Source organism: Corynebacterium tuberculostearicum, from assembly GCF_013408445.1.
In the GTDB taxonomy this organism is placed as follows: Bacteria; Actinomycetota; Actinomycetes; order Mycobacteriales; family Mycobacteriaceae; genus Corynebacterium; species Corynebacterium tuberculostearicum.
Map to the genome: position 1 here is coordinate 1,572,906 of NZ_JACBZL010000001.1, position 24,326 is coordinate 1,597,231.

Here is a 24,326-nt window from a genome sequence, read left to right on the forward strand (position 1 = left end):
AGCCCCATATTAGAGGCTCTATGTGAATGCCGGTTTAAGCCTATCGAAAATTCAGGTAAGACTTCGATGGCGTCGGGCCGCGCTGCCCCTGGTACTTCGAGCCCAGCGAGCCGGTGCCATATGGGCTTTCCGCTGGTGAAGTCATCTTGAAGATTGCCAGCTGACCCACCTTCATGCCCGGCCACAGGGCGATAGGCAGGTTGGCGGTATTAGAAAGCTCGAGCGTGATGTGGCCGGAAAAACCTGGATCAATAAAGCCCGCGGTGGAGTGGGTCAACAATCCCAGGCGGCCGAGGGAAGACTTGCCCTCCAAGCGACCGGCCAAGTCTGCCGGCAAGGTGAATTTTTCCAGCGTGGCACCGAGCACGAACTCGCCTGGGTGGAGGATGAAGGACTGATCTTCTTCTACCTCCACCAAGGTGGTGAGGTCCGGCATTTCCTCTTTGGGGTCAATATGCGTGTACCGCGAGTTATTGAAGACTCGGAAATACTTATCCAGGCGCACATCTACGGACGAGGGCTGGATAAGTTCGCTGTCGAAGGGCTCGATGCCCAGTTCTTCGGCGTCAATGGCGGCACGGATATCACGATCTGAAAGAAGCACGGCCCCAATTCTACTCATGCCGAAGGCCGCGGTGTATAGTAGGCCGGAGCGTGCAAGCGCGCAGTGCCGACGTAGTTTAATGGTAGAACTGCAGCTTCCCAAGCTGCTGGCGCGGGTTCGATTCCCGTCGTCGGCTCCACTTGTTTTCCCATTTCATGGACTAATTTCATACCTACAGGATGGACCATGACAGCCCCTATCTTCACGCCTAAAACCACAGCGGATCTTCGCGCTGAGCGTGAGCATGTACTTCAAGATCTTGCGCCCCGCACAATCGATGAGCTCCACGAACAGCGCGCGGTTGATCAAATCTTGGTCATCGACGAGGCAACTCTGAATCGGTATGAAGCCCTGTGCTTTGTTATCGGCGACTAGACAGACACGTTTTCTCTCAGAGCTACATCGTCCCTAGCCTGAGATTCAAAAACTACCCCCACGTCAGTACCAGGGCGTGCGGTCACAAACCCCACAGGCAGGACACAATGGGCAAGCACGAACCAGCGGAAATCATCGACGCACCCAAGAAGAAGCGCGTCAACCCCAACGCCATCATTGCGTTAATTCTGATCCTCGTCGGCCTCGGTGTCTTGCTCTACCCCGTCGTGGCCACGCAGTGGAACAACCACACCCAATCCCGCGCCGCGGAGGAATACGCCAAGCTGGAAAAGCAAGCCCCGCCTGAGGTACTGCACACCGCGTGGGACGAGGCGCAGTCTTACAACGCGCAGCTGGGCCAAATCAGTGTGGAAGACGCTTGGACCACCACCGATGACGAAGACTCCCCCAAGTACCAGCGCTACCGCCAATACCTGTCTGTGCTGTCGGAGACCGATGCCATGGGCCGCATTGTTATCCCCTCCATCGATTCCGATCTGCCCATTTATCATGGCACCTCAGAAAAAGCACTCTCCCGCGGCGCTGGCCACCTCTACGGCACGGACCTACCTGTCGGCGGCGTCGGTGGTGGAGAGGGCCGGCACGCAGCACTTTCCGCTCACACTGGCCTACAAAATGCCACGCTGTGGGACAACCTCACCAAGGTCAAGAAGGGCGATGCTTTCTACATCGCCGCCGGCGGCGAGAAGCTCAAGTACGAGGTGCACGATATTCGGGTCGTCGAGCCTGCGGACACCAGCTCGCTCCACCGTGAGCCAGGCCAGGACCTCGTTACGCTCATTACCTGCACCCCCTACGGTGTAAATACCCACCGCTTGCTCGTCACCGGCCACCGAGTGCCAATGGATCCGGAAGACGAGGCCGCATTCAACAGCTCTGGTATTCACTGGCAGTGGTGGATGTGGGCCATTCTGGCTGCCGCTGCCATCATCGTGCTTCTTCTCATCTACTGGTGGCGCAAATATGTGGGCAACGGCAAGGGCGCCGCGCTTGACGACGACCCGCAGGACTCCTAACCGACAATGAGCATGCAATAAGGCCCGCCCTTCCCTGGTTATTGGAAAAGCGGGCCTTTTCTAAAGTTGCCGCAAGCGGTGGTTCTATGCCCAGCGGCGTCGCAAAGCGAGGCACCCTGCCGCGACAATCGCGCCACCAGCGAGCGCCCACAGGCCTACGCCCTCACCACCGGTCTTGGGCAGTGCACCCTTGGTGATGTCAGCGACCTGAAGGACGCCGATTTTCTTCACACAGTTGGCAGAGGTGTCAGATTCAGCGCACCTATTACTGGTGATCGCGGTCCCCCCGGAGAGCACCTTGATGACTGCATTGCCATTCTGATCCCACTCCGTCGAGAACTTGATCGGCGCGGGCAGCAGATTATAGCCGTTCGGTGCCTTGGTCTCGATGAGGTAATAAACGCCAGGGGCGTCCAAGCCTTCGAGCTTGACGCGGCCTGTGGTGGTGGTCGTGGACTGCTTCACCACGGGGTTAGCATCAGCGTTGACGCTGCCATCCGCGTTTAGCTTCAGGTTGCCGTTAGCATCACCGCGGTGGACGGTGAACTGCGCGCCGCCAAGCAACCCGTCGGTTTGGATCTCGTCCGGGTTGTCCGGATTATAGCTCGCCTTTTCGAGCAGGACGTCCATAGTTTCCTTGGTCTCCAGCGGGATACAGTCAGTATCCTTCCAGCCGCCTATTTCTGCCTCGTTCATGAGTCCAAAGTTGGGCTCGTGCAGGCCATCCTTGGTGTAGCAGCGGGTGTTTCCTGCAGGTTGGCTCGGGTACCCGGCGGGTACAGAGGTGCTGTCCAGCTTTGAACGATCCAGCTTGAAACGCACCGTCACCTCGTAGACATGCTGCCCTGTACTTCCGCCAACACCCTTGGATTTAGGTTTAATGATCTTCGGAGTGTCATTCTTGTTGAGTTCGTACGGACCGGCGCCCAGGTACGACTGCGGCTGGCTGGTCCTGTTGAACTCATCCTTGAAGACCACAGTGGCTCCAGTCACCGTGGCAGCACCAACGAACTTCGGGGTGTCCGTGAGCTTGCCGTAGATCACGTCGTTGGTGTCGAAGCCAGGTGCGTCCGGTGCCTCAACTACGACGTTGTACTTCGCAGTGTATTCATTCACTGCACCAAGAACAGGTTGCGGTGTGTTGTCGACAGCAACCTTATTCAAGCAGGCTTCAGTAGCAACGTTGTCATCTTCAGCCGGGCTCGACTCCCCGTCCGTGGCCTGGAAGGCCACCTTGTTGGGACTACACACCGTCTTGAGGTTGCCGTTCTCATCTTTTCGCACCGGCGCAGAGACGACATACTCTACCTTCGCGTGTCCGGGAAGGGTACCCACGTAACCCTTCATGTACCCCACCTCACCACTTGTGGCTGACGGCACGTCCATCCCGGCGTAAATGCCGCTCTCAGGTTTGATCTCATTGGGCCCCGGACCACGGCCGTTGACCACGGTAGATCCCGGACCAAAGCCCTCAAACTTTGCCGTGGGGTCGGTAGCGTTCACACCATAGTGAGTATCCGTTGGTAGGTATTCCCAGAACGTACCACCCGAGCTGGCATTGTCCGTAGTGTTTTCCACGGAGATAGTCCAAAAAGTCCGCACCTCACCGTCCACCACCTTGGTCTCGGAGCGTTGCTTCTTCACCGCAATGTTTGATTGCAGCGCTGGCGGTGGCGGAACTAGGTCGGAGGCCGCGTCCGTGTTAAATGAAGCAGGCAGGTTGTTCATTATGTTGACCAGCTCGAACTTCGGGCTATCATCATCTGGGTTGGTGATCTTTAGCTCAAAGCCCAGCTGATTCGCATTCGCACTACCCGAGCCAAAGCCCAGGTTTCCATTGGAGTAGGTCCACGCCTTGCCCCAAGAAGCAGAGGGGTTCGAGATCGTGCGCCCATCGAAGGTCTTGATGCCGGTGAGATCCCAGGTCCTGATGTCGCCGGTCTGTGTGTCAATGCGTTCAAGGATAAGCTTGTCGCCTGCCTGAGCCTTACTCTGGAAACCCCACATATACTTCTGGGCCTGCGGGAGCACCGCCCAGTCCTCCGAGTAGGACTTCTGGCTTCCTAGCACGCGTTGAGCCGTGACTTTGTCGACGTCGACCTTATAAAGGTGACGGCTACCAGAAGTGGACGTGTTGGCCACAAAGAATCCCTCGCTGGTGTACACGCCAGCGTTGAGGACATCCCGGTCGCCGCTCGTTTCAAACGGGGTACCGGTACTTCCGGCCTTTAAAATAGGCCCAAGATTATATACTTCACCGGTTGCCGGATTGATCTGAAGGAGATTTCCTGCCGGGTAGCAAGGATCACCATTTCGGCCGCGACTCTGGCTCACCGCATAGAGCCAGTTATCACTCGAATCAAAGGCTAGAGCATTGTACACCCAGGGAGTGGACTCTCCCACCTGGCGAAAGTCTCGGCCTTGGTTGACTTGACGGCTCAGAATGGAAGTGTCTCGGCGAAGATCCTTAGGTTCACTGGTTACAACGTAGACAGGGCTACCGTCGGCAAATTCAGCTGGGGTGAGATCGCGCTTTGGCTGTCTGCTTGTAACCGGATCTTGGCACTCCTCTTTCGCAGGAACGGTGAAGGAAGCTGTAAACACTGTATCGGCTGGCCCGCGGTGAACACCCTTAAACTGAATCTGTGCGGTGCCACCAATAGTAATCTGCGGCAGGATGACTTGGTATTCCTTGGCGCTAATCCTTTTGTAGGTCACCTTCGCCTCATACCAACCTCCGTTGGCACCGGTGTAATAGATCGTCAGGTCATCAGGGTTAGTCGATAAATAACTGTTAACGCTGGATTTGAGGGTAACCACCGTGCCTTGCGGAATGGACAGCTGGCCGCCAAAAAGCTCACCGGCCGGAATCTTAAAGTTCGGGATATAGCGGCTTCCCTTGAGCACGTATCCATCGTTTACCATCGTGATGGTGCGGTCGCCTGCAGCGTACGGGGTAATGTTCGGCGCCGCCATCAGACGGGCTGGGGCCGCGTCAACGTCAGCAATATCAAGCGGCTCAGTCACCTCCGAAGGGGCTTCTAAGGCTTCGCTGGATTCAGGTGATGACGTGCTGGTAGTCTCCTCGGCTACTCCACGCACGTCGACGGACATCCCGCTCAGTTCGGATTCCTCTGCGACCGCTGGGATCTTCAGTGAGAAAGCTGCCCCTGCTGGCACGTCAGTAGAAAGGCCAGCGATTCGGAAAGTCACTGAAGAACTGGTTGATTTTACAACGAGGTTGTCTCCTTCGCGGACGGGGATCACTTCGCCGTCGATAGTCAGTGTGTAGGCCGAGCCGTCGAACTCCAGTCCTGCAGTCTCAACAGTGAATTCCAACTCCTCCACGGTTCCGGCGTCAACAAAGTGGCCTTCAAATGTTGCGGAGTCGCCAACAGTCAGGCTCAGTTGGTCTGCGGAATCGAGCTTGGTGCGCAGGGTTGTGGTTTGTGCTTCGGCTACGGCACCAACGATTCCGGGCAGAGCAGCCGGTGCAGCAACACCAACAACGAGAGCCAGTGCAGCAATGAACGCCGCAAGAGCACGCCAGCGGTACACAACCGGCTCGACCGGATGAGAATCTGTCCAGGACATTAGCGTCCCTCGCTTTCTGAATTCTTCCTACGGCTAAAGGCAATCATCACGAAACCAGTGGCAATCAATGCCAACGCTGCGGCTACTACACCGATTACCTGTGCACCGGTCATCGCCAATGAGCCACCATTGCCCGACGACGTTACTGGGGTTGAGGTCTTACCGGCACTTGGAGTACCCGGCGGCGTTGTCTCGGGTTGGTGAGGTGGCTTCCCTGGTTTAGTCGGTGGATAGTTCGGAGGTGTTTGCGGGGTATCCGGGCGTGACGGCGGAGCGCTCGGAGCAGATGACGACGTGGGTGGCGTCGGCGTTTCACCCGGTTTGTGGGTCTTAGCCACGATTACTCCTGGTACTGGTTTCGGGTTATCTACCACCGTGTGGAATGGAACCGCCACCACAAACGGGTTTATCTCTCGGTAGGAATCATCCGGCGCTGTAGACGTCACCACATAGAAGCCATGAGCTAGACCATCAAACGTCACCTCGCCATTGGCATTGGTGACCAGATCCACGTGCACATCGGTGCGCCAATCACGAACCTCGTCGAGATTCGCGTTCCGTACGCGGGCTGCGTCGTCAGCGTTGGTCGGGTCCAAGCCGGCAAGCCGGTCCAGATGAATTGTGACACCTTGGATTTTTCCCGAGGGCGGCTGGCCATCGTCGTTGGGATTGCCTTGTGTCAGCCGGATTGTCACTGTATCCGTAGCCGAAGTGCGTTCCGCACCAGTGGACTGCTGCCCGGCAACCTGCACCGCTTCTGCAGCAACGACGCCCGGCCCTGCGAACGCAACCGCACACGCTACTCCGACGGCAACCACTCGGGCCGACCATGCATTTGTCAACCTCTTCATCGCCTTACTCCCGCACGCTACTTTCCTTATTAATAACTTCTTGCACCCCGGTAGCCGCCTTCTGGCGACGCAGCCACCACACCAGCCAACACCCAATGACAATCACCGCAGCCAACAGCGCGTACATCCACCATTGCCAGCCCGGACCATGGGAGTTTTCAAACACCGACTCCTCCCCAGGCTCCATAGGAACCTGATGGCCACGCACCAGCAAGCGATGCGTGTTGATCCCGTACGGGGTGCACGTAATCAGTGTGACGTAATCCTGATCAGCGACTGGCCGTAGGCCATCTACCTCGCTCGGCAGCACAACTTGAATGTCGTCTACGACGTACTTCAATTTGTGGCCAGCAACCTGGATATAGAACACATCTCCCTCGGTGGCAGAGTCGAGGTGATCAAACATCGTCGAATTTGCCAGACCCGTATGCCCCGTAATGACGGAATGGGTTCCTGATCCACCGACCGGCAGGTCAGAACCATACAAATGCCCCAAACCACGCTGCAGTGTCTTATCTGCGGTGCCATGAAACACCGGAAGATCAACGTCTACTGCTGGGAACACGAGGCGGGCCATCGCTTCGGTCTCACCCAACTGCTTCAAATAAGCCTCATAGTCGGGATTGTCTACCCCGATACGGTTCAGCCACGGATCCAAGATCGGACCCGACGTATGTTCTTCGTTGTATGCATGTGCAGCATCCCACACCGAATCCTGCACCTGCGCCGGTGTCTCTTTATCCAGTCGCGCATATTCCTGCGCCACTCTTGAGGCGTTCCAATTGTTCCATGCGGTCGAGACCACTGGGTACAGCATCACCAACAACCCAACGACAACGATTACCGCCGGAAGGACTAGGCCTCCACGGCGCCTGTGCCGTCGGCCTGCATTTTGGCCTACCACCGTAGTCAACGACCCGCACCACCCAAAACAATACCCCACGCGCTAGCGCAGCGCGACCGGGATTACAACGAAAGAGAATGAAGGGGACTGAAGTCTATACCTAGCCCAGTCCCCTCACTGGGTCGAGCACCATATTTTGATTACCCGACCCGCAGCGCAGACCATCATGGACAGTCTGCGCCACCGGAACTACGCCCGGCTATTAGTTGCGCGCGGTACGACGAGCGAACCAAGCACCAGCAGCAACAATTGCTGCGCCAATAGCAGCCAGGATGCCCACACCGGCACCACCGGTCATCGGCAGGTTCGGGGTGTCGCGCTTGATGTTTTCAATTTCAGAAACAAGGGTGACGGCGTCGTCACCCTCGAGCTCACCAGTCTTCGCGATGTTCTCGCGGGTGAACTCAATTTCGGTAACAGGGTTTTCCGGCAGTGCGTAGCCCGCTGGAGCCTTGGTTTCCTTCAGACAGAACTTCTTGATGTCGGTGACCTGTGCGTTATCTGCGAAGTCGGTGACGTGCAGTCCGTCGATGGTGATGGTGCCGTCAGCACCGGTGGTCCACTTGTCCTGCTCCTTGACGGTCAACTTACCGCCCAGCTTATTTGCCGCGGTGCACTGGTATAGCTCGAACTCAGCACCTTCCAGGACCTTACCGTCCTCCTTGCCGTCCTTCTTCACAACCTTCAGCTTGCCGTGGTAGGTCACGACCTCATTGGTCTTGTTCTTGACCTCGTTGCCGGTGTTCGGGTTGTTGAAGATGACGTCAGCCTGGTTCTTCAGCTCAGTGGTGTCGCCCACTTCCTTGCGCTTGACCTCGAAGGTCAGAGACATCTTGTCACCGGACTTAACCTTGGCAAGGCCCTGGTCGGTCAGCTTAACGACGAGCTTGTTTCCGTTCTCAGCCGGATTGTTGACCTCGTAGTCACCGGCACCCAGAGCGGTCTCTCCAGCCTTGACCTCGGTGACCTTCTGGAAGTCCAAACGCTGGTCCAGCTGATCCTCGAAGCGGAAGGCGGTCAGGCTCTTACCCGCACCCCAGGTCGGAGCATCCGCGTTGATGGTGTAGGTGTACGCGTCCTGGATGTTCTGATCTGCATCCTTGACAGTCTTCTTGGTCTTGGTTTCCGTGTTCTTCGGGTACGCGATGACGTCGTAGTTCCAGGCATCCGATGCCTCGTTAACCATCGGCACCGACACGATGAACGGAGCACCGGCAACGATGCCGTCCGGAGCGTTAGTTTCCTCTACCAAGTAGATGCCCAAAGGCAGATCAGTGAAAGCTGCCTTGCCATCAGTGCCGGTGGTTTCTTCCTTGGTTTCCGCAGTCTTCTTGTCGCCCTTGACGTCAGCAGCCGACTTCGGGAACGCCGCCCAATCATCCTTCTGCAGGTCGTAATCGAGCTTGGTGATCTTGTAGGTCACGCCAGACAGAGCCTCACCCGGAACGCCTGCCATTTCCTTACCGGTAGCCGCAGTACCAGACTCAGCACCCTTCTTCTTGAAGAGGGTGATAGAGCCCTTTTGGTTGAAATTGATGTTTGCCTTGTTCACGGCGCCCTGCTCAGCAGCAGGCTGTGCATCGACAGCACCGTCTTGCGCCAGGGCCCCCGGAGCGGAGATACCCATAGAGAGGCCAACGACGGCAGCGAAAGTAACCGAACGAGCGGTACGAGAGATCTTGTTCACGGAAACTGGTCCTTTACACGAGTTCTGAAATGAGGCACCGCGCCTCATTGGCTGTGTGCAATCCATTCCCCACGGTTCACGCACCATGACCTGACTCGTTGCTAAGAATCTTTCGCCTGCCGAGAGTAGGAGTAGTTTTCAGGTGGAAACGTCTACGCAGGCCCCAACCTTAACTAACGATAGCCTGTGGATTACATAACTAGATTCTACCCCAGCGTGTTGGGCAAAGTCCCCGACTAAAGCTCCTCCCCCGCAAAACCGGCTAAACTTCTCAAGAATCCGCACGGTCCACCCAAACGTGAAGACTCCTTCTGCAGTTCAACTAATGCTTTCGAGACGTCATCTAGTTTTGTGTGAAACTGAACACATTGCCCCTTTAAGGGGGTAAGCCTGCTCGATTTTACACCCGTTACATAGAATGCAAGCTTCACGCAGGAGAGTAGCTTCCCAGAGAGCACCTTCCAACGACGACGAAACGAACCATATATGCTGCCAATACCACCAGGTAGAACATCCCCTTTGATGACCCATAAAAGGAAGCGTCACCAAGAGCGCTCAAGGTACCCTGAACTCATTTAGATTCTCAGCCTTCAACAGCCCACGTACCAAAGAGTTAATAGCGTTAAGATTCCTGACAAGAGCTCTCTACGTACTCTGAGCCTCGTCGACAGCACGAAGAAGCGCCGCATAGGCACCGCCGCACGCAAGCAGCTCGGCGTGGGTGCCGCGCTCGACCACGCGGCCAGCGTCGAGGACGATGATCTGGTCGGCATCGCGGATAGTGGACAGGCGGTGGGCGATGACCAAGCGGGTAGCATCCGCGCCAAGCACTGCCTCCTGGATGGCGCGCTCCGTCTCGTTGTCGAGGGCGGAGGTGGCCTCATCCAAGATGAGCACCCGTGGTTGGCGCAGCAACGTGCGGGCAAGCGAAAGGCGCTGCTGCTCACCGCCGGAGAAGCGGTAGCCGCGCGAGCCCACCACTGTGTCCAGACCTTCCGGCAGCGCGGCGATGACCTCGTCCACGCGCGCGGCGTTAAGCGCCGCCCACATCTGTTCCTCACTCGCATTCGGCTGCGCGAAGAGGAGGTTCTCCCGCACCGTGCCGTGAATCAGGTAGGTCTCCTGGGAGACCACGCCAATGACCTCCGCGCGCTGCTCAGGTGGAATATCGCGCAGGTCGACCCCGCCCAGGTGCACGGTGCCTTCGGTCGGATCGGCAAGGCGCGCAAAAAGTGCGGCCACCGTGGACTTGCCGGACCCGGTATGCCCCACTAGCGCGGTGGTGGTGTGGGCGGGGATGGAAAGGGAGACGTCGGAAAGCGCGTCGGTGTCGGTGCCGGGGTAGCGGTAGGAGACGTGCTGGAGGGTGAGGGAGGCGTCGGCAAGCTGGGCGGGCTGGGTGGCCTCGGTGAGTTCGGGCTCCAGGTCCAGGTACTCGAAGATGCGGCTAAACAGCGCCATCGACGCCACCCACTGCGCGCCCACGTTGAGCAGGCCGGTAATGGGACGGAAGATCTGGGTCTGCAGGGTGGAAAAGGCGATGAGCGTGCCAATCGTAATGCCCGGGCGCAAGCCGGCCGCCAGGTAAATCAGGGCCGGCATCACGCCGAAGATGATTTGCGTCAGCGCCATGCGCCAGCGCCCGGCCAACTGCGATTCCAGCTCCAAACGGATGAGGGAGCGGGAGGTTTTCTCAAAGCCGTCATAGACGCGCTCCTGCGCACCCAGCGTGGCCGCCAGGCGCATGCCGGACACGGACAGGTTCTCCGAAATGGTCTGCTGCAATGTTGCCTGCGCGCGGCTGTTTTTCTCCATGAGGCTGCGGCGCAGAACGGCGGCGCGGCGGGTCAGCCACACTGCAGGCGGCAGTACCACCAGGGACAAAAGCGAGAGGGTAGGCGAAAGCGCCACCATCGCCACCAACGTAGCCACAGTCATGGTGAGGTTGCTGGCCACGGATGTCGCGGTTGTGGTCACCATGCCGCGCATCGCCGCGATGTCATTGGTCAGGCGCGACTGAATCTCACCGCCGCGGTTATTGGTAAAGAACTGCAGCGACTGGCGCTGCAGGTTGGCAAAGACCTGCGTGCGCAGCTCGTGCATGATGGTGTGCCCCACCCGCGCCGACAGAAAGGACTGGATAACGCCGATGGCCTGGGAGACCACGGTGATGGCCAGCATGCCGCCGACGAGCCACAGCAGCAGCGCGGTGTCGTGTTCAGGAATGGCCTCATCCACGGTGCGGCGCACCAGGAAAGGCTGCACCACCGTCAGCCCGGAGGTGGCGATGATGAGTGCCACCACCAGCAACAGCGTGCCGCGGTGCGGGCGAAACAGGCCGGCGACGCGGCGGAAGGCAACCGGGTGCTGGGCCAGCTGATCGATGTCCGCCGGGTCCTTCACCGCGGTGTGCATCGGCCGGGTCATGGCTTAACCGCAGGTAACGATGGGCTGCGGGTCGTAGACCGTGGTGGTGGTCTCCCGGGAGATCTCCTTGCCGGAGAGGTCCTTGATCACGCGGGTATCCGAGGTGGTGAAGCCCGGCGCGCCAGACGACGGCGAGCAATCCTCGCTCACCGACTTGCGCTGCGGCTCCGTCTTGGCCCAGCGGCCGTTGTTCACAGACTCAACGTCGACGGTCTTAGTGCCCTTCAGGCGCACGGTGATCTTGCCGCCACCAAAGTCGGTCTCAATGCGGACTGGGGTATTGAAGGTATTGGTGAACTGCAGGTCGATGGCGCCCTCGTACACGGTGGCCTCGCGGCCGGCTGGGTAGCGGGAAATGTAGTACGAGTGCGGGGTGTGGGCGGTGTCTTCCATGCCCGCAAAGTAGGCAGCGTTGTACAAGGTGGTGGCGAACTGGGAGATGCCGCCGCCCACGGCGGAGCCGGAGTGGCCATCGATAATGATGCCGGACTCAACGTAGCCCTGTGCCGTGCCGCGAGGGCCCGTGTGGCCGTTGAGGGAGAAGGTCTCGCCTGGGTTGACCACGGCGCCGTTGACCTGTTGGGCTACCAGCTCGATATTCTTGCCGGAGGCAGCGGAGTAGCCCTCAGTGGTGAACTCGCCCACGGTGTCGTTGAAGGTCGCCTTCTTGGCATCGTCGGTGGTGAACTCTGCTGGGTCCGGCTTGTAGGTAGCATCCCACTCGCGGTCGTCGCCGGTCACGCGCTTGTCAAAGTCCTTCATGGTCGGCTCCCAATCGATGATCTCGCCATCTTCGGACGGGGTGATCTGCTTGTCGTTGCCGTTGAAGGAAATCTTGGCATTTACGCCGGGGACATCGGCGCCCTCGGAGCGCTCGGCCAGCAGCTCCTGCGCGCGGTTGGTATCCACGGCGAGCTTAAGCTTGCCGTCCTTCTTTTCAATGCTGGTGAACTGGGAGATTTCCGGCTTATTCAGGGTAGCGCTGACATTATTCTTGGCCTTCAAGGTAATGGGATTATCCAGCGCCTTGGCGGCATCGCCGGTGCGCATGGCCTCGATGGCTTCATCATTGATGGCTGGTTCTACCTCTTGTGGGTCCACGTCTACGCCCTCGGAATCGAGCCAATTATCCGTAACCGCATTGTGCAGGGCGCCGGCATCCACGGTTTGGCCAAGCTTGGGGTCGGTGACCTTGAGCTCACCATTGTTGAGCTCCAGCATGCCATCGACTGGATCGGTAGAGAGATCTTTCTTCACGCGGTCCAGGGCCGGTTGCAGCTGGGCCTCATCCACGTTGGTCTCCACCGGAATATCCCGGGTGGAGCGGAAGAAGCTATACAGGCGGGTAAAAGGATTAAGGGAAGGCTCCTCAATATTGTCCACGGCGCGCTGGTTATCCAGGGCGAGGCCCGACTCGGAGGGAACGAAATCGGTGTGCAGGTCGCCGGAGGTAACGCTCACGGGCTCGGTTTCTACGCCCGCAAGCTCGTCTTCGAGCTTCTCCACGGCGGCGGTGCGATCCATGGCGGAGATATCCACGCCGTTGACGGAAACGGCGCGCGGAATCTTGTCCTGGTTTGCTGCGACATCCCAGGCATAAGCAATGCCCGCGATTAGGACAAGGCCGACCAATACGCCGAGCGCGATGAGCCAGCCTTTAGCACCGTTTTTTCCTTCTGCCTTTTTCACGCCTTAAAGGTTAACGGTTTTAGTGGCATTTTTCCTAGTCCTGTGCGGGCTCGGGTGCAGCGCCGGCCGGGGGAGCGCTGACATGGCGGGCGGCGTCCGCAAGTCGTTCGAGTGGCAGGCGGCCTTGGTCGACGGCGCCAACAACGGCGTCGATCACCGCATTAATGTCACTTTCGGTGGACCACAGGGGCATGTCGGCACCGGCATTGAGGGAGGCCACGACGGCGTCGGCAAGCGGGAGCGAATCCGCAATCGCCTTCATGCCGCCGATATCATCGGTATAGATGGGCCCGTCGTACTGCAGGGTCTCGCGGGCTAGGCCATAGGCTTCCGGCAGGATGGAAGCAGGCGTCTGACCATCACCCAGGCCGGGCACGGCGAGGTGGCCCATCATGAGCGCGGCATTGGGCGCTTGGGGAAGAGCGGTTTTAAAAGGAATGAACTCGTGGCCTTCTAGTTCTTTCAACGGCGGGGTAACGGCCTCGGCCAGGTGGGTATCACCAGAGGCGCGGCCGTGGCCCGGGAAATGCTTGAACACGGCCTTGACCCCAGCGGAATCCAGCCCGCGTGCAAAGGCCGCGCCATACTCGCCTGCTTGGACCGGGTCGGTGGAAAATGATCGATCGCCCACAACTTCTAGGCCGTTGCCATCGACGTCGAGCACCGGTGCAAAGTCCACGTTGATACCGTGCACCTTGAGGCTCGTGCCAATCTCGTGCGCGAGCTGCTCCACCTCTTGTGGGGAACGCTCGGCCGCCATCTGTTGCGGCGCGGGATACTCGCCCAGGATCTCCGAGAAACGTTGTACGCGCCCGCCCTCAAAATCGATGGAGACCTCAAAGTCGCGGCCCACCTCCTGGCGCAGGGCATTAATATCGCGGCCCTCTTCCTGCAGCAGGTTTGGATCCGCCCAGCTAGGGATAAAGATTCCGCCCACACCGGCCTCCAGCTTGGCCTTAGCGTCGTCGTAGTTGGTGACCGGCGGCATCAGCACCGAGGCAGCCATGGCGCGGATGTCCTGCTGCGGGGCCTCTTCCTGCGACGTCTCTTCGTGCGTCTCGTGCGTCGCGGCAGCTGAGCTCGACGCGGCCGCGGTGGTGGAGTCCTGGCTCTCATTGTCCTCCTGGGTGGAGGTAGAGCAGGCGCCCAAGGCCGTCACGAGGGCGAGGCTGGCAAGGATGCGCGGAGTTTTCATGCCTTCTAGTGTGCAATATTCCTCGCGTTCTGTCGCAAGCGGTGGGTAGACTAGTGACATGAGTAACGGCGAGACAATGCTAATTGCCTACGATGGCACCGAACGAGCCGGCCGCGCCCTCGAGTACGCGGCCCAGCTGCTGCGCCCCACCACGGTAGAAATCCTCACCGCCTGGGAGCCGGTAGCCCGGCAGACCGCCCGCGCCGTCAGCCGCACCGGAATACACCAGTCCACCGTCTCCCCGGATGGCGTCGAAGAGGATCCGGCCTATGAAGAGGCGCTAAAGATTTGCCGCCAGGGCATCGAGCTGGCCGAAAGCCTGGGCCTAGCCGGCCGCGCCCACTTGGTGGAATCCGCCACCACTATTTCCTCCGCCATCATTGATGCAGCACACGAGCTGGACGTGGATGTCATCGTGACCGGCACCCGCGCCCTGACCGGTTTCCGCGCCTGGTGGACTAACTCCACCGCCGATCAGATTGTGCGCAATGCCGGCCTTCCCGTCTTTATCGTGCCGCAGGAAAACGAGGATGACGCGGACGATGATGAGGCAGAATACTTCTAAATAGCTGCTAGTATCTTTAGCCATGGCTCTGGAAACCGATTCTTTGAACAAGCGCACCCTTGGCCCTGCCATCGGTAGCGCTGTTGTGGGCATCGCGCTCGGCGTCATCACCATCATCGGCATCGCACAGTTCTCCGGCACCGATACCGTGCCAGAAGGCAATGCGGTTTCTGCTTCCGATGCGGTTTTGGGCGGCCCTGAGTACGGATCCCGCAACTAGGTGTGCGTACCCTCCGCGGGCGGCTTGCCCGCCCCTACCCGCTGGGGATCCTTTCACTAGCGCTCATCCTGCTCGTGCAGCCGTGGGGGTTGACGGCCGCCGATACCAAGCATGATCTGGCGGCCGAACCGCTGCATTTTCTCCGCGGGGCGCTCAGCGCCTATACGGATACCTTTACCCTGGGGCAGCTACAGAATCAGGCCTATGGCTATCTCTTTCCCCAGGGACCATTCTTCGTTTTAACCCAGCCCCTGCCCGATTGGGTGGCCCAGCGCCTCTGGTGGCTACTGGTCTTAAGCGTCGGCTTCATCGGCTTCCATAAGCTCGCCTGCAAGGTGGGCCTGCGCGGAAGGTGGGTCTGGGTGGCAGCGATGCTCTACGCGCTCTCGCCGCGCACGCTTTCTACGCTGACCGCCATTTCTTCTGAGACCTGGCCGGTCATGCTCGCCCCCTGGGTCATCCTGCCCTTCCTCAATGCCAAGCTCACCTGGCGCGATGCCGCCGCGGCCACCATCCCCGTAGCGCTGATGGGCGCGGTCAATGCCACCGCCACCATCGCCGCCTGCACCCCGGCCGCTGTAATCCTGCTCTACCGCCGCGCCTTCACACCCGGCGCGGCCTGGCTCTTAGGCTGCCTGGCGGTATCGGCGTGGTGGATCGGCCCGCTCGTCGTGCTTGGCCGCTATGCCCCGCCGTTTACGGAATTCATCGAATCCGCCCGCGTAACCACTCGCTGGCTCAACTTGCCAGAGATTCTGCGCGGCACCACGAGCTGGACGCCGTTTGTCGATACCGAACGCGTGGCCGGCTACGAACTCGCCACCGAGTCCTTCTTTGTGCTGGTCACCATGGGCATCGCGGCCGTGGGCATGTACGGGCTCACCAAACTGCCGCGCGTGTGGTCCGTCATGCTGGTGGTGGGCATCGCGGTGCTGGGCTGTCAAGCAGCGTGGTACCTCGATGCGCTCGATGGACCGCTGGCCGCGCTGCGCAACCTGCATAAATTCGATCCACTAGTGCGCATCCCGCTGCTGCTGGGCGTCGCGCGCGCCTGCGCGCACCTGCCACTACCGCACAGCTTGCGGCCTACCAAGAAGCAGACAGTAGGCGCGCTCACGCTACTGCTGTGCATCGCGGTCATCTCCCCGGCATGGTCACAGCGCTTGCTGCCGCTGGGTGCCTATAAAGAGGTGCCCTCCTATTGGCACGAGGCCACGGACTTTATCAATACCCATGCCGCCGATACCCGCACCCTTATCTACCCAGAGGCGTCCTTTGCCCGGCAGACCTGGGGGTGGACGCGCGACGAGCCGGCCCAGCCGCTGCTCGATGTCCCTTGGGCCGTGCGCGATGCCATCCCGCTCGTGCCGCCAGAGGCCATCCGCGGGCTCGACGGCGTCATGGCCGCACTCAAGGAAGATCCGGCTACCGGCGTGCGCTCCCTGCAGCGCCTGGGCATCGGCGCGGTCATGGTGCGCCACGATCTCTTCACCGGCGAGGACGAGGCGCTGGCCAGCAAGTTTGGCGACGAAGTCCATCGCTTCGGCGAAGTCGATGTCATCCTGCTCAACCACGCCGGCATGTCCTTAGGACCTACAGATCCAGTGCGCGTGGCCGGCGGTGGGGAAGCCCTGGCGCTTCTCGACGCCCACTCCACCCCCACCACCCGACAGCTCGTCGATCGCGACGCCGATATCGTCACCGATACCCCGACGCTCACAGACCGCAACTACGGCACCCTCGATGGCCCCATTTCCGCACCCCTGGCGGCAGACGATCCCAGCCACGTGAATAACCGCCTGCGCGATTATCCCTCCGCTGGTCCGCTTACCCAGGTGGAAACCCACGGCGGTTCGGTAGCGGTCTCCTCCTCGGCCGCCGATGCCACCGCCTTTGGCGGAGCCCAGCCGGAAAAGTCCGCCACGGCCGCGGTGGATGGGGAAAACTCCACCGCCTGGTGGCCCGCGCCGGGCGATGATGCCGGGTGGATTGAACTGCGCGGCGAATTCACCCAGCCGCGCCTCAAGCTCATGGCCACCAGCGCCACCACGGTGACCGTGCGCTCTGGCAGCGCGGCCGTAGACGTGGACTTACAGCCCTTCCGCTCGCAGGAAGTCCGCATTCCCGGCGGCGATACCGAGGCCATCCGCGTAGAGCTATCCCACCGCACCGGCATCGCGGAGTTAGGGGTGAAAGGCCAGCCGGTCGAGCGCGTGGTGACCGTCCCGGATACCTCGCCTGACGTGCACCAATTCTTCTTCCAGCGCATGCTGCAGGATACCGGCGTGCTCATCCGCGATTTCACGGCGCCGCGCCCCATGCGCGTGGCGGTGGATTCCACCAAGCCCGTGCTTATCGACGATCACCGCTACTCCCCCGGCGAATCCCTCACCCTCAGCCCTGGCACGCACCGCGTGCGCACCACGGGGCCGTGGGTGAGCCTGCGCGAGGAGGGCTGGCAACCAGCAGGCTCTTCCGAGCCCACCGGGTACTCGATTGCAGCCGCTGATGAGGATCGCCTCTTGGTCACCGGTCGCGCCTTCAATAAGGGCCTGCGCGGCTACCTAGGCGAGGAAGAGCTCACCCCGCGCGAGATCGATGCAGCCACCCAAGCTTTTGTCATTCCGGCCGGCCGCTCCGGTGACTTCCGCATGACCTTTAGCGCCCAACCGGTTTACCGCGCCACCCTCCTCTTCGGCGGCGCCGTGGGCTTGCTCACCCTCGGCCTGTGCATCCTGGCGGCCACGCGGCGCCCGTCCCAGCCCACGTGGCGCGCGCCGCGCGGCGGTGCCGCCTCGGCCGTGGTCGCGCTCGGCGCGCTGGCCCTGACCGGCTGGCCGGCCGCGGTGGCGGCCGTTGCCGCTTGGTTAGTGCTGCGCTGGACCACCATCCCGCGCGCCTACCTCGCGCCCGGTGTCGTAGCGGCGGCCGGGGCGATCCTCGCCCGCGCGCCGTGGACATCGGGCTCCTATGCGGGCGATTCGCTCCTGCTTAGCTGCTTGTGTGCCGCGGGCGTGGCCTGTCTTTTCGCCTCCGACCGAGGAGAAAATCCCGGCCGGGACGCTCGATGAGTGTATAGCTCGCGGCCGAGACCACCACGGTGGCCACCACCGTTACGGCCAGAATCACCCAAAAGTCCAGGGGCTTCCCGCTAAACAGCGGCACCCCGGTAAGCGGAAACGCCAGTCCCAGAATGGCCACATGCCACAAGAAGATGGAATAGGACCACGCGCCCAGTGCCTGCATGAGCGGAGTGGTCAGCCAGGACTTGTCCCGCGGAGCAAGCGCTACCGGTATCACCACGGCTGCGGCGAAGGCCGCTCCCGCAATGATGCGGCGGGAAAATTCGCCCGGTCCTGGATGCACCAGCCCCTGCGGCCCGAACCACTCGCGGCTGGAAATCCACAGCACCACCGCCGCCGCGAGCCACCACGCCCAGCGCGGCCGCAGCACGCGCTGCACTCGCCCACTGATGCCGGCCTCTTCGCATTCGGCGGCCAGCATTCCCACGGCAAACCACGAGGCATACGCCGGCGGCCAGATCTGCGAGTTGACCTGGCCCTTGGTGTAATCGGCTACAAAGGGCACGAATCCCCACGCCCAGCTGAGCACTCCTGCCAAGACAATGGCGGCAATGCGCCAGCGCCGCGGCAGCGTTCCAAGCAGCCACACCAGCACAGGTAAGAAGAGATAAAAGAAGAATTCCACGCACAGCGACCACAGATGGGTAAGACCTGGGGCCAACCCGTCGACCACATAAATTTGCGTGGAAGTCAGGTTGCTCAGCAGTTGGGTGAGGGTGAGCGAGTGGGCGTCGGGAAGCAGGAGCATCACCGCCACCACGCAGGCAAAATAGGCTGGCAATAGGCGGGCCACGCGCGAGCGCGCATAGCCGGATAAGGTGTGCAAGCCGCGGCGACGCCACAGCAAGAAGGCACTGAGCGCAAAGAAGACGGCGACGAAATAATCAAAGCGCCCGGCAAACCCCCACCCGGTTCCGGTCTGAAAAGACACGTGGGTGACAATGATTCCAAGGGAGGCGACCGCGCGTAGACCGTCCAGCTCCGGCAGATGCTGGGGTACGCTTTTCACAGATGCCTGCGGCTGCACGCTTGCTCCTAACCCCGGATCGACCTGAAACTGATTGGACATACTACTGCAATGAAACGCTACCTTTGGCCACGCTCGCCACTGGCGTGGGTTGTCATTGCCGCCGTCATTTTCTTGGTGCTGGGTACCGTGGTGCCGCCTCTGTATAACAACCAAACCCGGCCGCTGGCCTTCGACCAAAACATCAACACTGTCACTGCACCGTCCACCGGCGTGTGGATGGATGCGCCCGCTTTTATCGCCGGCGCCAAAGCCACCGGCGATAGCAAAGACCCGCAGTGCCAGGAAAAACAGGCGCCCATGTGGTGCTACCTGCACCACGACCTGCTTACTATCGAGCGCAATACCACCACCTCTGAGGTGGCAGAAGATGATGCGCTCGCTAACTCCGATTCGCTCTCTCGCCTGCTCGCCGGCGATACTCCCCTTGCCCAAATCACGGAGCATTCCGTGTTGAACCGCGAGTCCACCTACCCGGTTGCCGCGCCAAAGGATAAATGGAGATTTGTCCTACCGGCGCTGGATACCGGCATGGCCCGCACCGACTTCGAGCGCGATGGAATCAACTACTTCTTTCCCTCCGGTACCGAGCAGCGCTCCTATCCGTTTTTCGATCTAGCGACGCAATCCTCCACGGCGGTGGACTTCACCACGACGGAAAAGCTCGATGGTATCCCTACCTATTCTTTCCACCACGATATCCAGCCCATTTCCTTGGCTGATATGCGCAAAAGCATTACCACCGAGGTCGATACCGGCACCGGCGATAACCAACTAGCGGCCGAGGATTTCCGTATCTCCGGGCCAGCGAAGCGGTTCTACGACGCCGAGTCGCGCGAGCTCCTCGGCTTGGATGCCACTGACCGGGTCACGGTGGAGCCCTTCTACACCATCGGCCGCGATATCTCCGTCGAACCCACCACCGGCACCATGGTGGACCTGCGCGAGAACATCAAGATCTTCTTCGCCGCAGACGAAAAGCAGGCCGGCACCATGGTGGCGAATGATGATACAGAGGACCGCTCCATCTTCGCCGCCGATTTGCGCTGGTCCGATGGGACCCGCGCGGAGCGCCTTGATGAGGTGCGTCCGGTCATTCGCACCATTCGCGCCTTGATGGTGATCGGCTGGGCCGGCAAGGCCATCGGCGTTGGTCTATTGCTTTGTGCCGCCTATATGTACATGCGCCGCCACCGTGAAGGCTAAGCGTCTTTTACTCCTTATCTGGGGCACCCTCCTCGTGGCCGCGGTGTGCTGGCCCTTTGCCTTACCCGGCGAGTTCTTGTGGCGCGATATGGCGTTGCTTGACCATCCGGCCCTTTCCCCTTCGGCCTTTGGTGGCGGCAGTTTGCCCGCCCGCAACGCACCGCAGGACGGTTTCCTCGCTCTCGTGGGCGGCGCGTGGGCCGCACGGGTGCTCATTTTTGCCGCCGCCGCGTCCTCCGCGCTCACCGCGGCGCGCTGGGCGCGCTCTACAGTCGCCGCGGTGAGCGCGATGGCGGTGGCGGTGGCCAATCCCTTCGTCATCGAGCGTCTCCTGCAGGGCCAGTGGTCGCTTGCGGTGGCTGCGTGGCTGCTGCCGGTCATCGCGTGGGCAGGAAGAAGGCACAGCTGGGTGGCGTGGCTGGCCATGTGGGGAGCATCGCTTACCCCTACGGGTGGTCTCTTTGCCGTGGTGACCGCGGCGGTGACCTGCCGCAAGCGGGTAGCCCTCGGCGGCGTGATTCTGTGCTTGCCGTGGGCCATTCCGGGCATGTTCAATCCCGCCGCACCCGGCGATACCGCAGCGGCGGTGGCCGCGTTTGCCCCGCGGGCAGAAGACTACGTCGGCACCGCGGGCGCGCTGCTGCGGCTCGGCGGCATCTGGAATGCGGAAGCAGCCATCGGGTTCGCCGTGTGCGGCGTCATCGTGGCGGTCATCGCTCTGCTCGGGGCGTGGCGAGTTCCCGCGCGGTTAAGCGTCCTCGCGGCAATGGGGCTCGGCGGGGCGATGTTCTTCTGGCTGGTTCCCGGCGCTCTGGTGTGGTCCATCGATCACGTACCGGGGGCGGCGCTGCTGCGCGATAGCGGGAAACTGACCATGTTGGCGTTGCCGCTCTATGTAGCCTCACTAGGAGCGCTGCCGAATCTGCCGGCGGCACTGGCCACCGTGGCGGCGACCGTGCAGCTGCTGCCCGTTCCAGGACGCCTCACGGTGCTCGCGCCGCGGGATACAGGAATAGATGAGCAGCTGGTGCGCGCGATTGACGGCCGCGTGGCCTTCTTTCCGGAGCGCGCCAATCTTGTGGAGGTACCCAGCGGCGTGGCCGTCGACCCCTACTCCAAGGCGGTGGCCATGGTGGAATCGGGGGAATTAAGCGTAGACGGGACCGTGGTGGACCAAGCCTCGCCGCACTACCGGGCGGCGCTGCGCGCGTGGGAAGAGCACGATATGAACCGGCTGGCCGAGATCGGCGTCGGTGTGGTCGTGGTGGACGGTGCCATAGCCGCGGAAACGAACGCGCCCCGGCCGCAGGTTCCGTGGGCGCTTACCGCTTTGTGGATGGCGTGTCCGCTACTAGCCCTTGCAGCAATTCCGCGAACTGCTCGCCGGTCTTCTTCCACGAGAAGCTAGCGGCAAAATCCCGCGCGTTGGAGCCGAGGGTGCGGCGAAGGGGGGCGTCGGCAAGCAGCTGCTTGGTGGCCGCCACGAAATCCTCTTCGCGCTCTACCAGAATGCCGGTCCTGCCGTTGATAACGCTGTCACGCAGGCCAAATGTATAGCCAACGGCGGGCACCCCATGTTGGGCCGCCTCCATTACTGCCAATCCCCACCCCTCTTTGCGCGAGGGCATGAGCAAGGCATCGGCGCGGGCGAGCAGGGCGTGCTTATAGTCCTCGGTCACCTGGCCGCGAAAGCGCACGCGATCGCTTACCCCATGCTCCTCGGCATAGGCACGCAGGTTAGCCTCCCACCAGCCGGAGCCGATGACGTCCAAGACCGCACCCGGGGTCTGCGCCACCGTATCCATGGCATGCTCGATCTGCTTATGCGGCACTAGGCGCGAGAGCGTGACCAGGTGCACCTCGGCCTCTCGTTCCAGGGAAGGAACGTGATCCGGAACCGGGTCCAGGCCATTGGCGATGATGTGCGCGCCCTTAATGCCCAGCGCCTCCAAATCCTGGCGGGAGGCCTCAGACACGGTGACATAGGGAGCGCCGCGATACACGCGCGGAGCTACCCGGGACTCAAGGAACCAACCGAGCCGGCCCAAGAGGGGACCCGCCACCGGCCACTGTTCACGGTGGCAATGGTGAGTAAGCAGCACCGTCGGTGCCCCGGACACCAGCCGAGCGAAGAAGGGGATGCCATTTTGTGTATCAATCACCGCATCCACGCCGCGCAGATCTCCCAGCCCCAGGCGGCCGGCCAGCATCGCCGCCCAAGCACGCGGATACACGCCGAATTTGGCGCCGCCGCGGCTATAGCGCACGCCGTCGCGCACCTCGCGGTGAGCGGCATTCATGTGCTTGGAGGTGCGAAAGACCACCTCGTGGCCCTGAGACGCCAGGTACTCGCCCACTCGCTCCAAGTAGCGCTCCGAGCCACCGCCTTGCGGGTGGGTGGAATCGCGCCAGCATAGTAAAAGAATCTTCATCGTGAGGTATTAGCCTAGTGGGTTATGAGACATACCCGTGAGATGGCCACGCTGCGCCGCTCCTTTCAGCTGCTGCGTTCCTTCCGCTTCGAGCAGACGCGCCCGGAGATTTTCTACGGCGGGCTCGCGGAAGATACGGCCGCGCTGGTGGAGAACCTCGGCCGCGACCTAGGCGTGCCGCTTTCTGGGGCACGGGTGCTCGATGTCGGCGGTGGCCCGGGCTATTTTGCGGATGCCTTTGCCCGGCGCGGCGCCCGCTATGTGGGATTGGAGCCGGATGCCGGCGAAATGTCTGCGGCCGGCATCCACTTGAGCAATTCCGTGCGCGGCGATGGCACCAATCTGCCCTTTGCCGATAATTCCTTTGACGTGGTCTATTCCTCCAACGTGGCCGAGCACATCCCCAATCCCTGGGATATGGGCGAGGAAATGCTGCGCGTAACCCGCCCCGGCGGCCTCACCATTCTGAGCTACACGGTGTGGCTCGGCCCCTTTGGTGGCCACGAAACCGGCCTGTGGGAGCACTACATTGGCGGTGGCTTTGCCCGCGACCGCTATACCCGCCGCCACGGTCACCCGCCCAAGAATGTCTTTGGCACTTCGCTTTTCGACGTCCCCTGTTCCGCCGGCCTCCACTGGGCACAGCGCACCGGCGCACTCAAACTCGCCTTCCCCCGCTACCATCCCAGCTGGGCTTGGTGGCTCACCCGCGTGCCGGGTGTGCGGGAGTTTGCGGTGTCTAACTTGACGTTGGTATTGCAACCTAAAAGTTTCAATGGCAATACGCGCTGAGCTCGAATACCTCGCTACATTGATCCCGGACTCGATCATCGTGGGTAACCACGACGACAGCAGCACCAGCAGCGGCTTGCTCCTGCAGTAGGGACAGCACGCGGTCGCTGTTCTTACTGTCGAGAGCCGCAGTTGGCTCATCCGCCAAGATGAGGCTCGGGGTGCGTACCAAGATACGGGCAAAAGAAGCTCGCTGCTGTTCGCCACCGCTTAAGGAAAATGCTTTCTCCTTCTCTCGCCCAGCTAAGCCCACCTGCTCCAGCGCACCGGAAATAATTTCTGACTTCTTAGCCTGCGGCGTCTTAGGAGGCAATGCTACAGCCAAATTATCGGCAACCGAATCGGTATCAACCAGAGCAAAATCCTGAAATAGATAGCCAATATCGTTGCGACGCACTTTTCGCGCCTGCCTTTCTTTCATACGCGTAGCATCGTGACCGAGCACTTCCATGCTTCCGCCGGTGAGCGAGTCCAGAAGACCTAAGCAATTTAATAGCGTGGTTTTTCCGCAGCCCGAAGGCCCAGTTAAGGCGACTACTTGCCCTGGCGCGATATCTATATCCACGCCGGACCACAAGGTGCGTTTAGCAATGGAGTAGCGACCTTCCCGAATCTTTATTACGGCCTCATTCATTCTT

General features: G+C 61.0%; 19 protein-coding genes and 1 tRNA gene. 9 read left to right on the forward strand and 11 right to left on the reverse strand.

What is annotated here, in order from left to right; all coding sequences use genetic code 11:
• Positions 1–40: 40 nt before the first annotated feature.
• Entirely contained in the window at positions 41–604 is a 564-nt protein-coding gene (dcd, locus tag BJ985_RS07355) for a dCTP deaminase (RefSeq protein ID WP_005329405.1), read from the reverse strand.
• Between the two features lie 65 nt (positions 605–669).
• On the opposite strand from dcd, the gene BJ985_RS07360 reads away from it, so the two are divergent.
• The 3 genes from BJ985_RS07360 (at position 670) to BJ985_RS07370 (ending at position 2,016) form a co-directional block, all read left to right on the forward strand.
• Positions 670–743 (forward strand) — tRNA-Gly (locus tag BJ985_RS07360).
• A gap of 47 nt (positions 744–790) precedes the next feature.
• The gene (locus BJ985_RS07365; protein WP_005325457.1) at positions 791–979 is read left to right on the forward strand and encodes a hypothetical protein; all 189 of its coding nucleotides are present in this window, start codon (positions 791–793) and stop codon (positions 977–979) included.
• A gap of 107 nt (positions 980–1,086) precedes the next feature.
• Positions 1,087–2,016 carry a class C sortase gene (locus BJ985_RS07370; protein ID WP_005329407.1) on the forward strand — a complete coding sequence of 310 codons (930 nt, stop codon included), beginning with the start codon at positions 1,087–1,089 and terminating at the stop codon, positions 2,014–2,016.
• An 84-nt stretch (positions 2,017–2,100) separates the two neighbouring features.
• On the opposite strand, the gene BJ985_RS07375 is transcribed toward BJ985_RS07370, so the two are convergent.
• From BJ985_RS07375 to BJ985_RS07405, 7 genes are all read right to left on the reverse strand, one after another.
• Positions 2,101–5,610: a DUF6923 family protein gene (locus BJ985_RS07375; protein WP_179387072.1), complete on the reverse strand. Its 3,510-nt coding sequence runs from the start codon at positions 5,608–5,610 to the stop codon at positions 2,101–2,103.
• A complete protein-coding gene (locus BJ985_RS07380) occupies positions 5,610–6,461 on the reverse strand; it encodes a SpaA isopeptide-forming pilin-related protein (RefSeq protein WP_083312490.1) in 852 nt (283 codons plus the stop codon). Before BJ985_RS07380 ends, BJ985_RS07375 begins: the two co-directional genes overlap by 1 nt.
• Positions 6,462–6,465: 4 nt before the next feature.
• The gene (locus tag BJ985_RS07385; RefSeq protein ID WP_049378962.1) at positions 6,466–7,374 is read right to left on the reverse strand and encodes a class C sortase; all 909 of its coding nucleotides are present in this window, start codon (positions 7,372–7,374) and stop codon (positions 6,466–6,468) included.
• 193 nt (positions 7,375–7,567) lie between these two features.
• Complete coding sequence (locus BJ985_RS07390; protein ID WP_005325453.1) at positions 7,568–9,052, reverse strand: SpaH/EbpB family LPXTG-anchored major pilin; 1,485 nt, start codon at positions 9,050–9,052, stop codon at positions 7,568–7,570.
• A 645-nt stretch (positions 9,053–9,697) separates the two neighbouring features.
• Positions 9,698–11,479 carry an ABC transporter ATP-binding protein gene (locus BJ985_RS07395; protein WP_005325452.1) on the reverse strand — a complete coding sequence of 594 codons (1,782 nt, stop codon included), beginning with the start codon at positions 11,477–11,479 and terminating at the stop codon, positions 9,698–9,700.
• Between the two features lie 3 nt (positions 11,480–11,482).
• Complete coding sequence (locus tag BJ985_RS07400) at positions 11,483–13,168, reverse strand: VanW family protein (protein WP_179387074.1); 1,686 nt, start codon at positions 13,166–13,168, stop codon at positions 11,483–11,485.
• 34 nt (positions 13,169–13,202) lie between these two features.
• The gene (locus tag BJ985_RS07405) at positions 13,203–14,363 is read right to left on the reverse strand and encodes a glycoside hydrolase family 3 N-terminal domain-containing protein (RefSeq protein ID WP_179387075.1); all 1,161 of its coding nucleotides are present in this window, start codon (positions 14,361–14,363) and stop codon (positions 13,203–13,205) included.
• A gap of 58 nt (positions 14,364–14,421) precedes the next feature.
• On the opposite strand from BJ985_RS07405, the gene BJ985_RS07410 reads away from it, so the two are divergent.
• From BJ985_RS07410 to BJ985_RS07420, 3 genes are read left to right on the forward strand one after another with little or no spacing between them, the layout of a single operon-like run.
• On the forward strand, positions 14,422–14,928 hold the full coding sequence (locus BJ985_RS07410) for a universal stress protein (protein ID WP_005329423.1): 507 nt from the start codon (positions 14,422–14,424) through the stop codon (positions 14,926–14,928).
• A 22-nt stretch (positions 14,929–14,950) separates the two neighbouring features.
• Positions 14,951–15,148, forward strand: coding sequence for a DUF2613 domain-containing protein (locus BJ985_RS07415; protein ID WP_005325448.1), 198 nt, complete (start codon positions 14,951–14,953; stop codon positions 15,146–15,148).
• A gap of 2 nt (positions 15,149–15,150) precedes the next feature.
• Positions 15,151–18,219 (forward strand): alpha-(1->3)-arabinofuranosyltransferase domain-containing protein, encoded by a 3,069-nt coding sequence (locus tag BJ985_RS07420; RefSeq protein ID WP_236587125.1) that lies wholly within the window; start codon positions 15,151–15,153, stop codon positions 18,217–18,219.
• Here BJ985_RS07420 and BJ985_RS07425 read toward each other — a convergent pair.
• Positions 18,140–19,300 (reverse strand): acyltransferase family protein, encoded by a 1,161-nt coding sequence (locus BJ985_RS07425; protein ID WP_179387076.1) that lies wholly within the window; start codon positions 19,298–19,300, stop codon positions 18,140–18,142. The genes BJ985_RS07420 and BJ985_RS07425 overlap by 80 nt on opposite strands.
• 9 nt (positions 19,301–19,309) lie before the next feature.
• On the opposite strand from BJ985_RS07425, the gene BJ985_RS07430 reads away from it, so the two are divergent.
• Both BJ985_RS07430 and BJ985_RS07435 read left to right on the forward strand, forming a co-directional pair.
• Positions 19,310–20,464, forward strand: coding sequence for a PorA family protein (locus BJ985_RS07430; RefSeq protein WP_179387077.1), 1,155 nt, complete (start codon positions 19,310–19,312; stop codon positions 20,462–20,464).
• The gene (locus BJ985_RS07435) at positions 20,454–21,872 is read left to right on the forward strand and encodes an MmpA family trehalose lipid delivery protein (protein WP_179387078.1); all 1,419 of its coding nucleotides are present in this window, start codon (positions 20,454–20,456) and stop codon (positions 21,870–21,872) included. Before BJ985_RS07430 ends, BJ985_RS07435 begins: the two co-directional genes overlap by 11 nt.
• On the opposite strand, the gene BJ985_RS07440 is transcribed toward BJ985_RS07435, so the two are convergent.
• Positions 21,787–22,896, reverse strand: a complete 1,110-nt coding sequence (locus tag BJ985_RS07440) for a glycosyltransferase family 4 protein (protein ID WP_179387079.1) — start codon at positions 22,894–22,896, stop codon at positions 21,787–21,789. The two genes, BJ985_RS07435 and BJ985_RS07440, sit on opposite strands and share 86 nt — an antisense overlap.
• Positions 22,897–22,920: 24 nt before the next feature.
• Here BJ985_RS07440 and BJ985_RS07445 point away from each other — a divergent pair, with 24 nt between their 5' ends.
• Positions 22,921–23,688, forward strand: coding sequence for a class I SAM-dependent methyltransferase (locus BJ985_RS07445; RefSeq protein WP_179387080.1), 768 nt, complete (start codon positions 22,921–22,923; stop codon positions 23,686–23,688).
• On the opposite strand, the gene BJ985_RS07450 is transcribed toward BJ985_RS07445, so the two are convergent.
• Positions 23,669–24,322 (reverse strand): ABC transporter ATP-binding protein, encoded by a 654-nt coding sequence (locus tag BJ985_RS07450; RefSeq protein ID WP_179387081.1) that lies wholly within the window; start codon positions 24,320–24,322, stop codon positions 23,669–23,671. The two genes, BJ985_RS07445 and BJ985_RS07450, sit on opposite strands and share 20 nt — an antisense overlap.
• Between the last annotated feature and the right edge of the window lie 4 nt (positions 24,323–24,326).

Excerpts from the sequence above, each read along its gene's own strand:
- BJ985_RS07365 (WP_005325457.1), top strand. The coding sequence starts at position 791 with ATGACAGCCCCTATCTTCACGCCTAAAACCACAGCGGATCTTCGCGCT.
- BJ985_RS07370 (WP_005329407.1), top strand. The coding sequence starts at position 1,087 with ATGGGCAAGCACGAACCAGCGGAAATCATCGACGCACCCAAGAAGAAG.
- BJ985_RS07375 (WP_179387072.1), bottom strand. The coding sequence starts at position 5,610 with ATGTCCTGGACAGATTCTCATCCGGTCGAGCCGGTTGTGTACCGCTGG.
- BJ985_RS07380 (WP_083312490.1), bottom strand. The coding sequence starts at position 6,461 with ATGAAGAGGTTGACAAATGCATGGTCGGCCCGAGTGGTTGCCGTCGGA.
- BJ985_RS07395 (WP_005325452.1), bottom strand. The coding sequence starts at position 11,479 with ATGACCCGGCCGATGCACACCGCGGTGAAGGACCCGGCGGACATCGAT.
- BJ985_RS07405 (WP_179387075.1), bottom strand. The coding sequence starts at position 14,363 with ATGAAAACTCCGCGCATCCTTGCCAGCCTCGCCCTCGTGACGGCCTTG.
- BJ985_RS07410 (WP_005329423.1), top strand. The coding sequence starts at position 14,422 with ATGAGTAACGGCGAGACAATGCTAATTGCCTACGATGGCACCGAACGA.
- BJ985_RS07415 (WP_005325448.1), top strand. The coding sequence starts at position 14,951 with ATGGCTCTGGAAACCGATTCTTTGAACAAGCGCACCCTTGGCCCTGCC.
- BJ985_RS07425 (WP_179387076.1), bottom strand. The coding sequence starts at position 19,300 with ATGTCCAATCAGTTTCAGGTCGATCCGGGGTTAGGAGCAAGCGTGCAG.
- BJ985_RS07430 (WP_179387077.1), top strand. The coding sequence starts at position 19,310 with ATGAAACGCTACCTTTGGCCACGCTCGCCACTGGCGTGGGTTGTCATT.
- BJ985_RS07440 (WP_179387079.1), bottom strand. The coding sequence starts at position 22,896 with ATGAAGATTCTTTTACTATGCTGGCGCGATTCCACCCACCCGCAAGGC.
- BJ985_RS07445 (WP_179387080.1), top strand. The coding sequence starts at position 22,921 with ATGAGACATACCCGTGAGATGGCCACGCTGCGCCGCTCCTTTCAGCTG.
- BJ985_RS07450 (WP_179387081.1), bottom strand. The coding sequence starts at position 24,322 with ATGAATGAGGCCGTAATAAAGATTCGGGAAGGTCGCTACTCCATTGCT.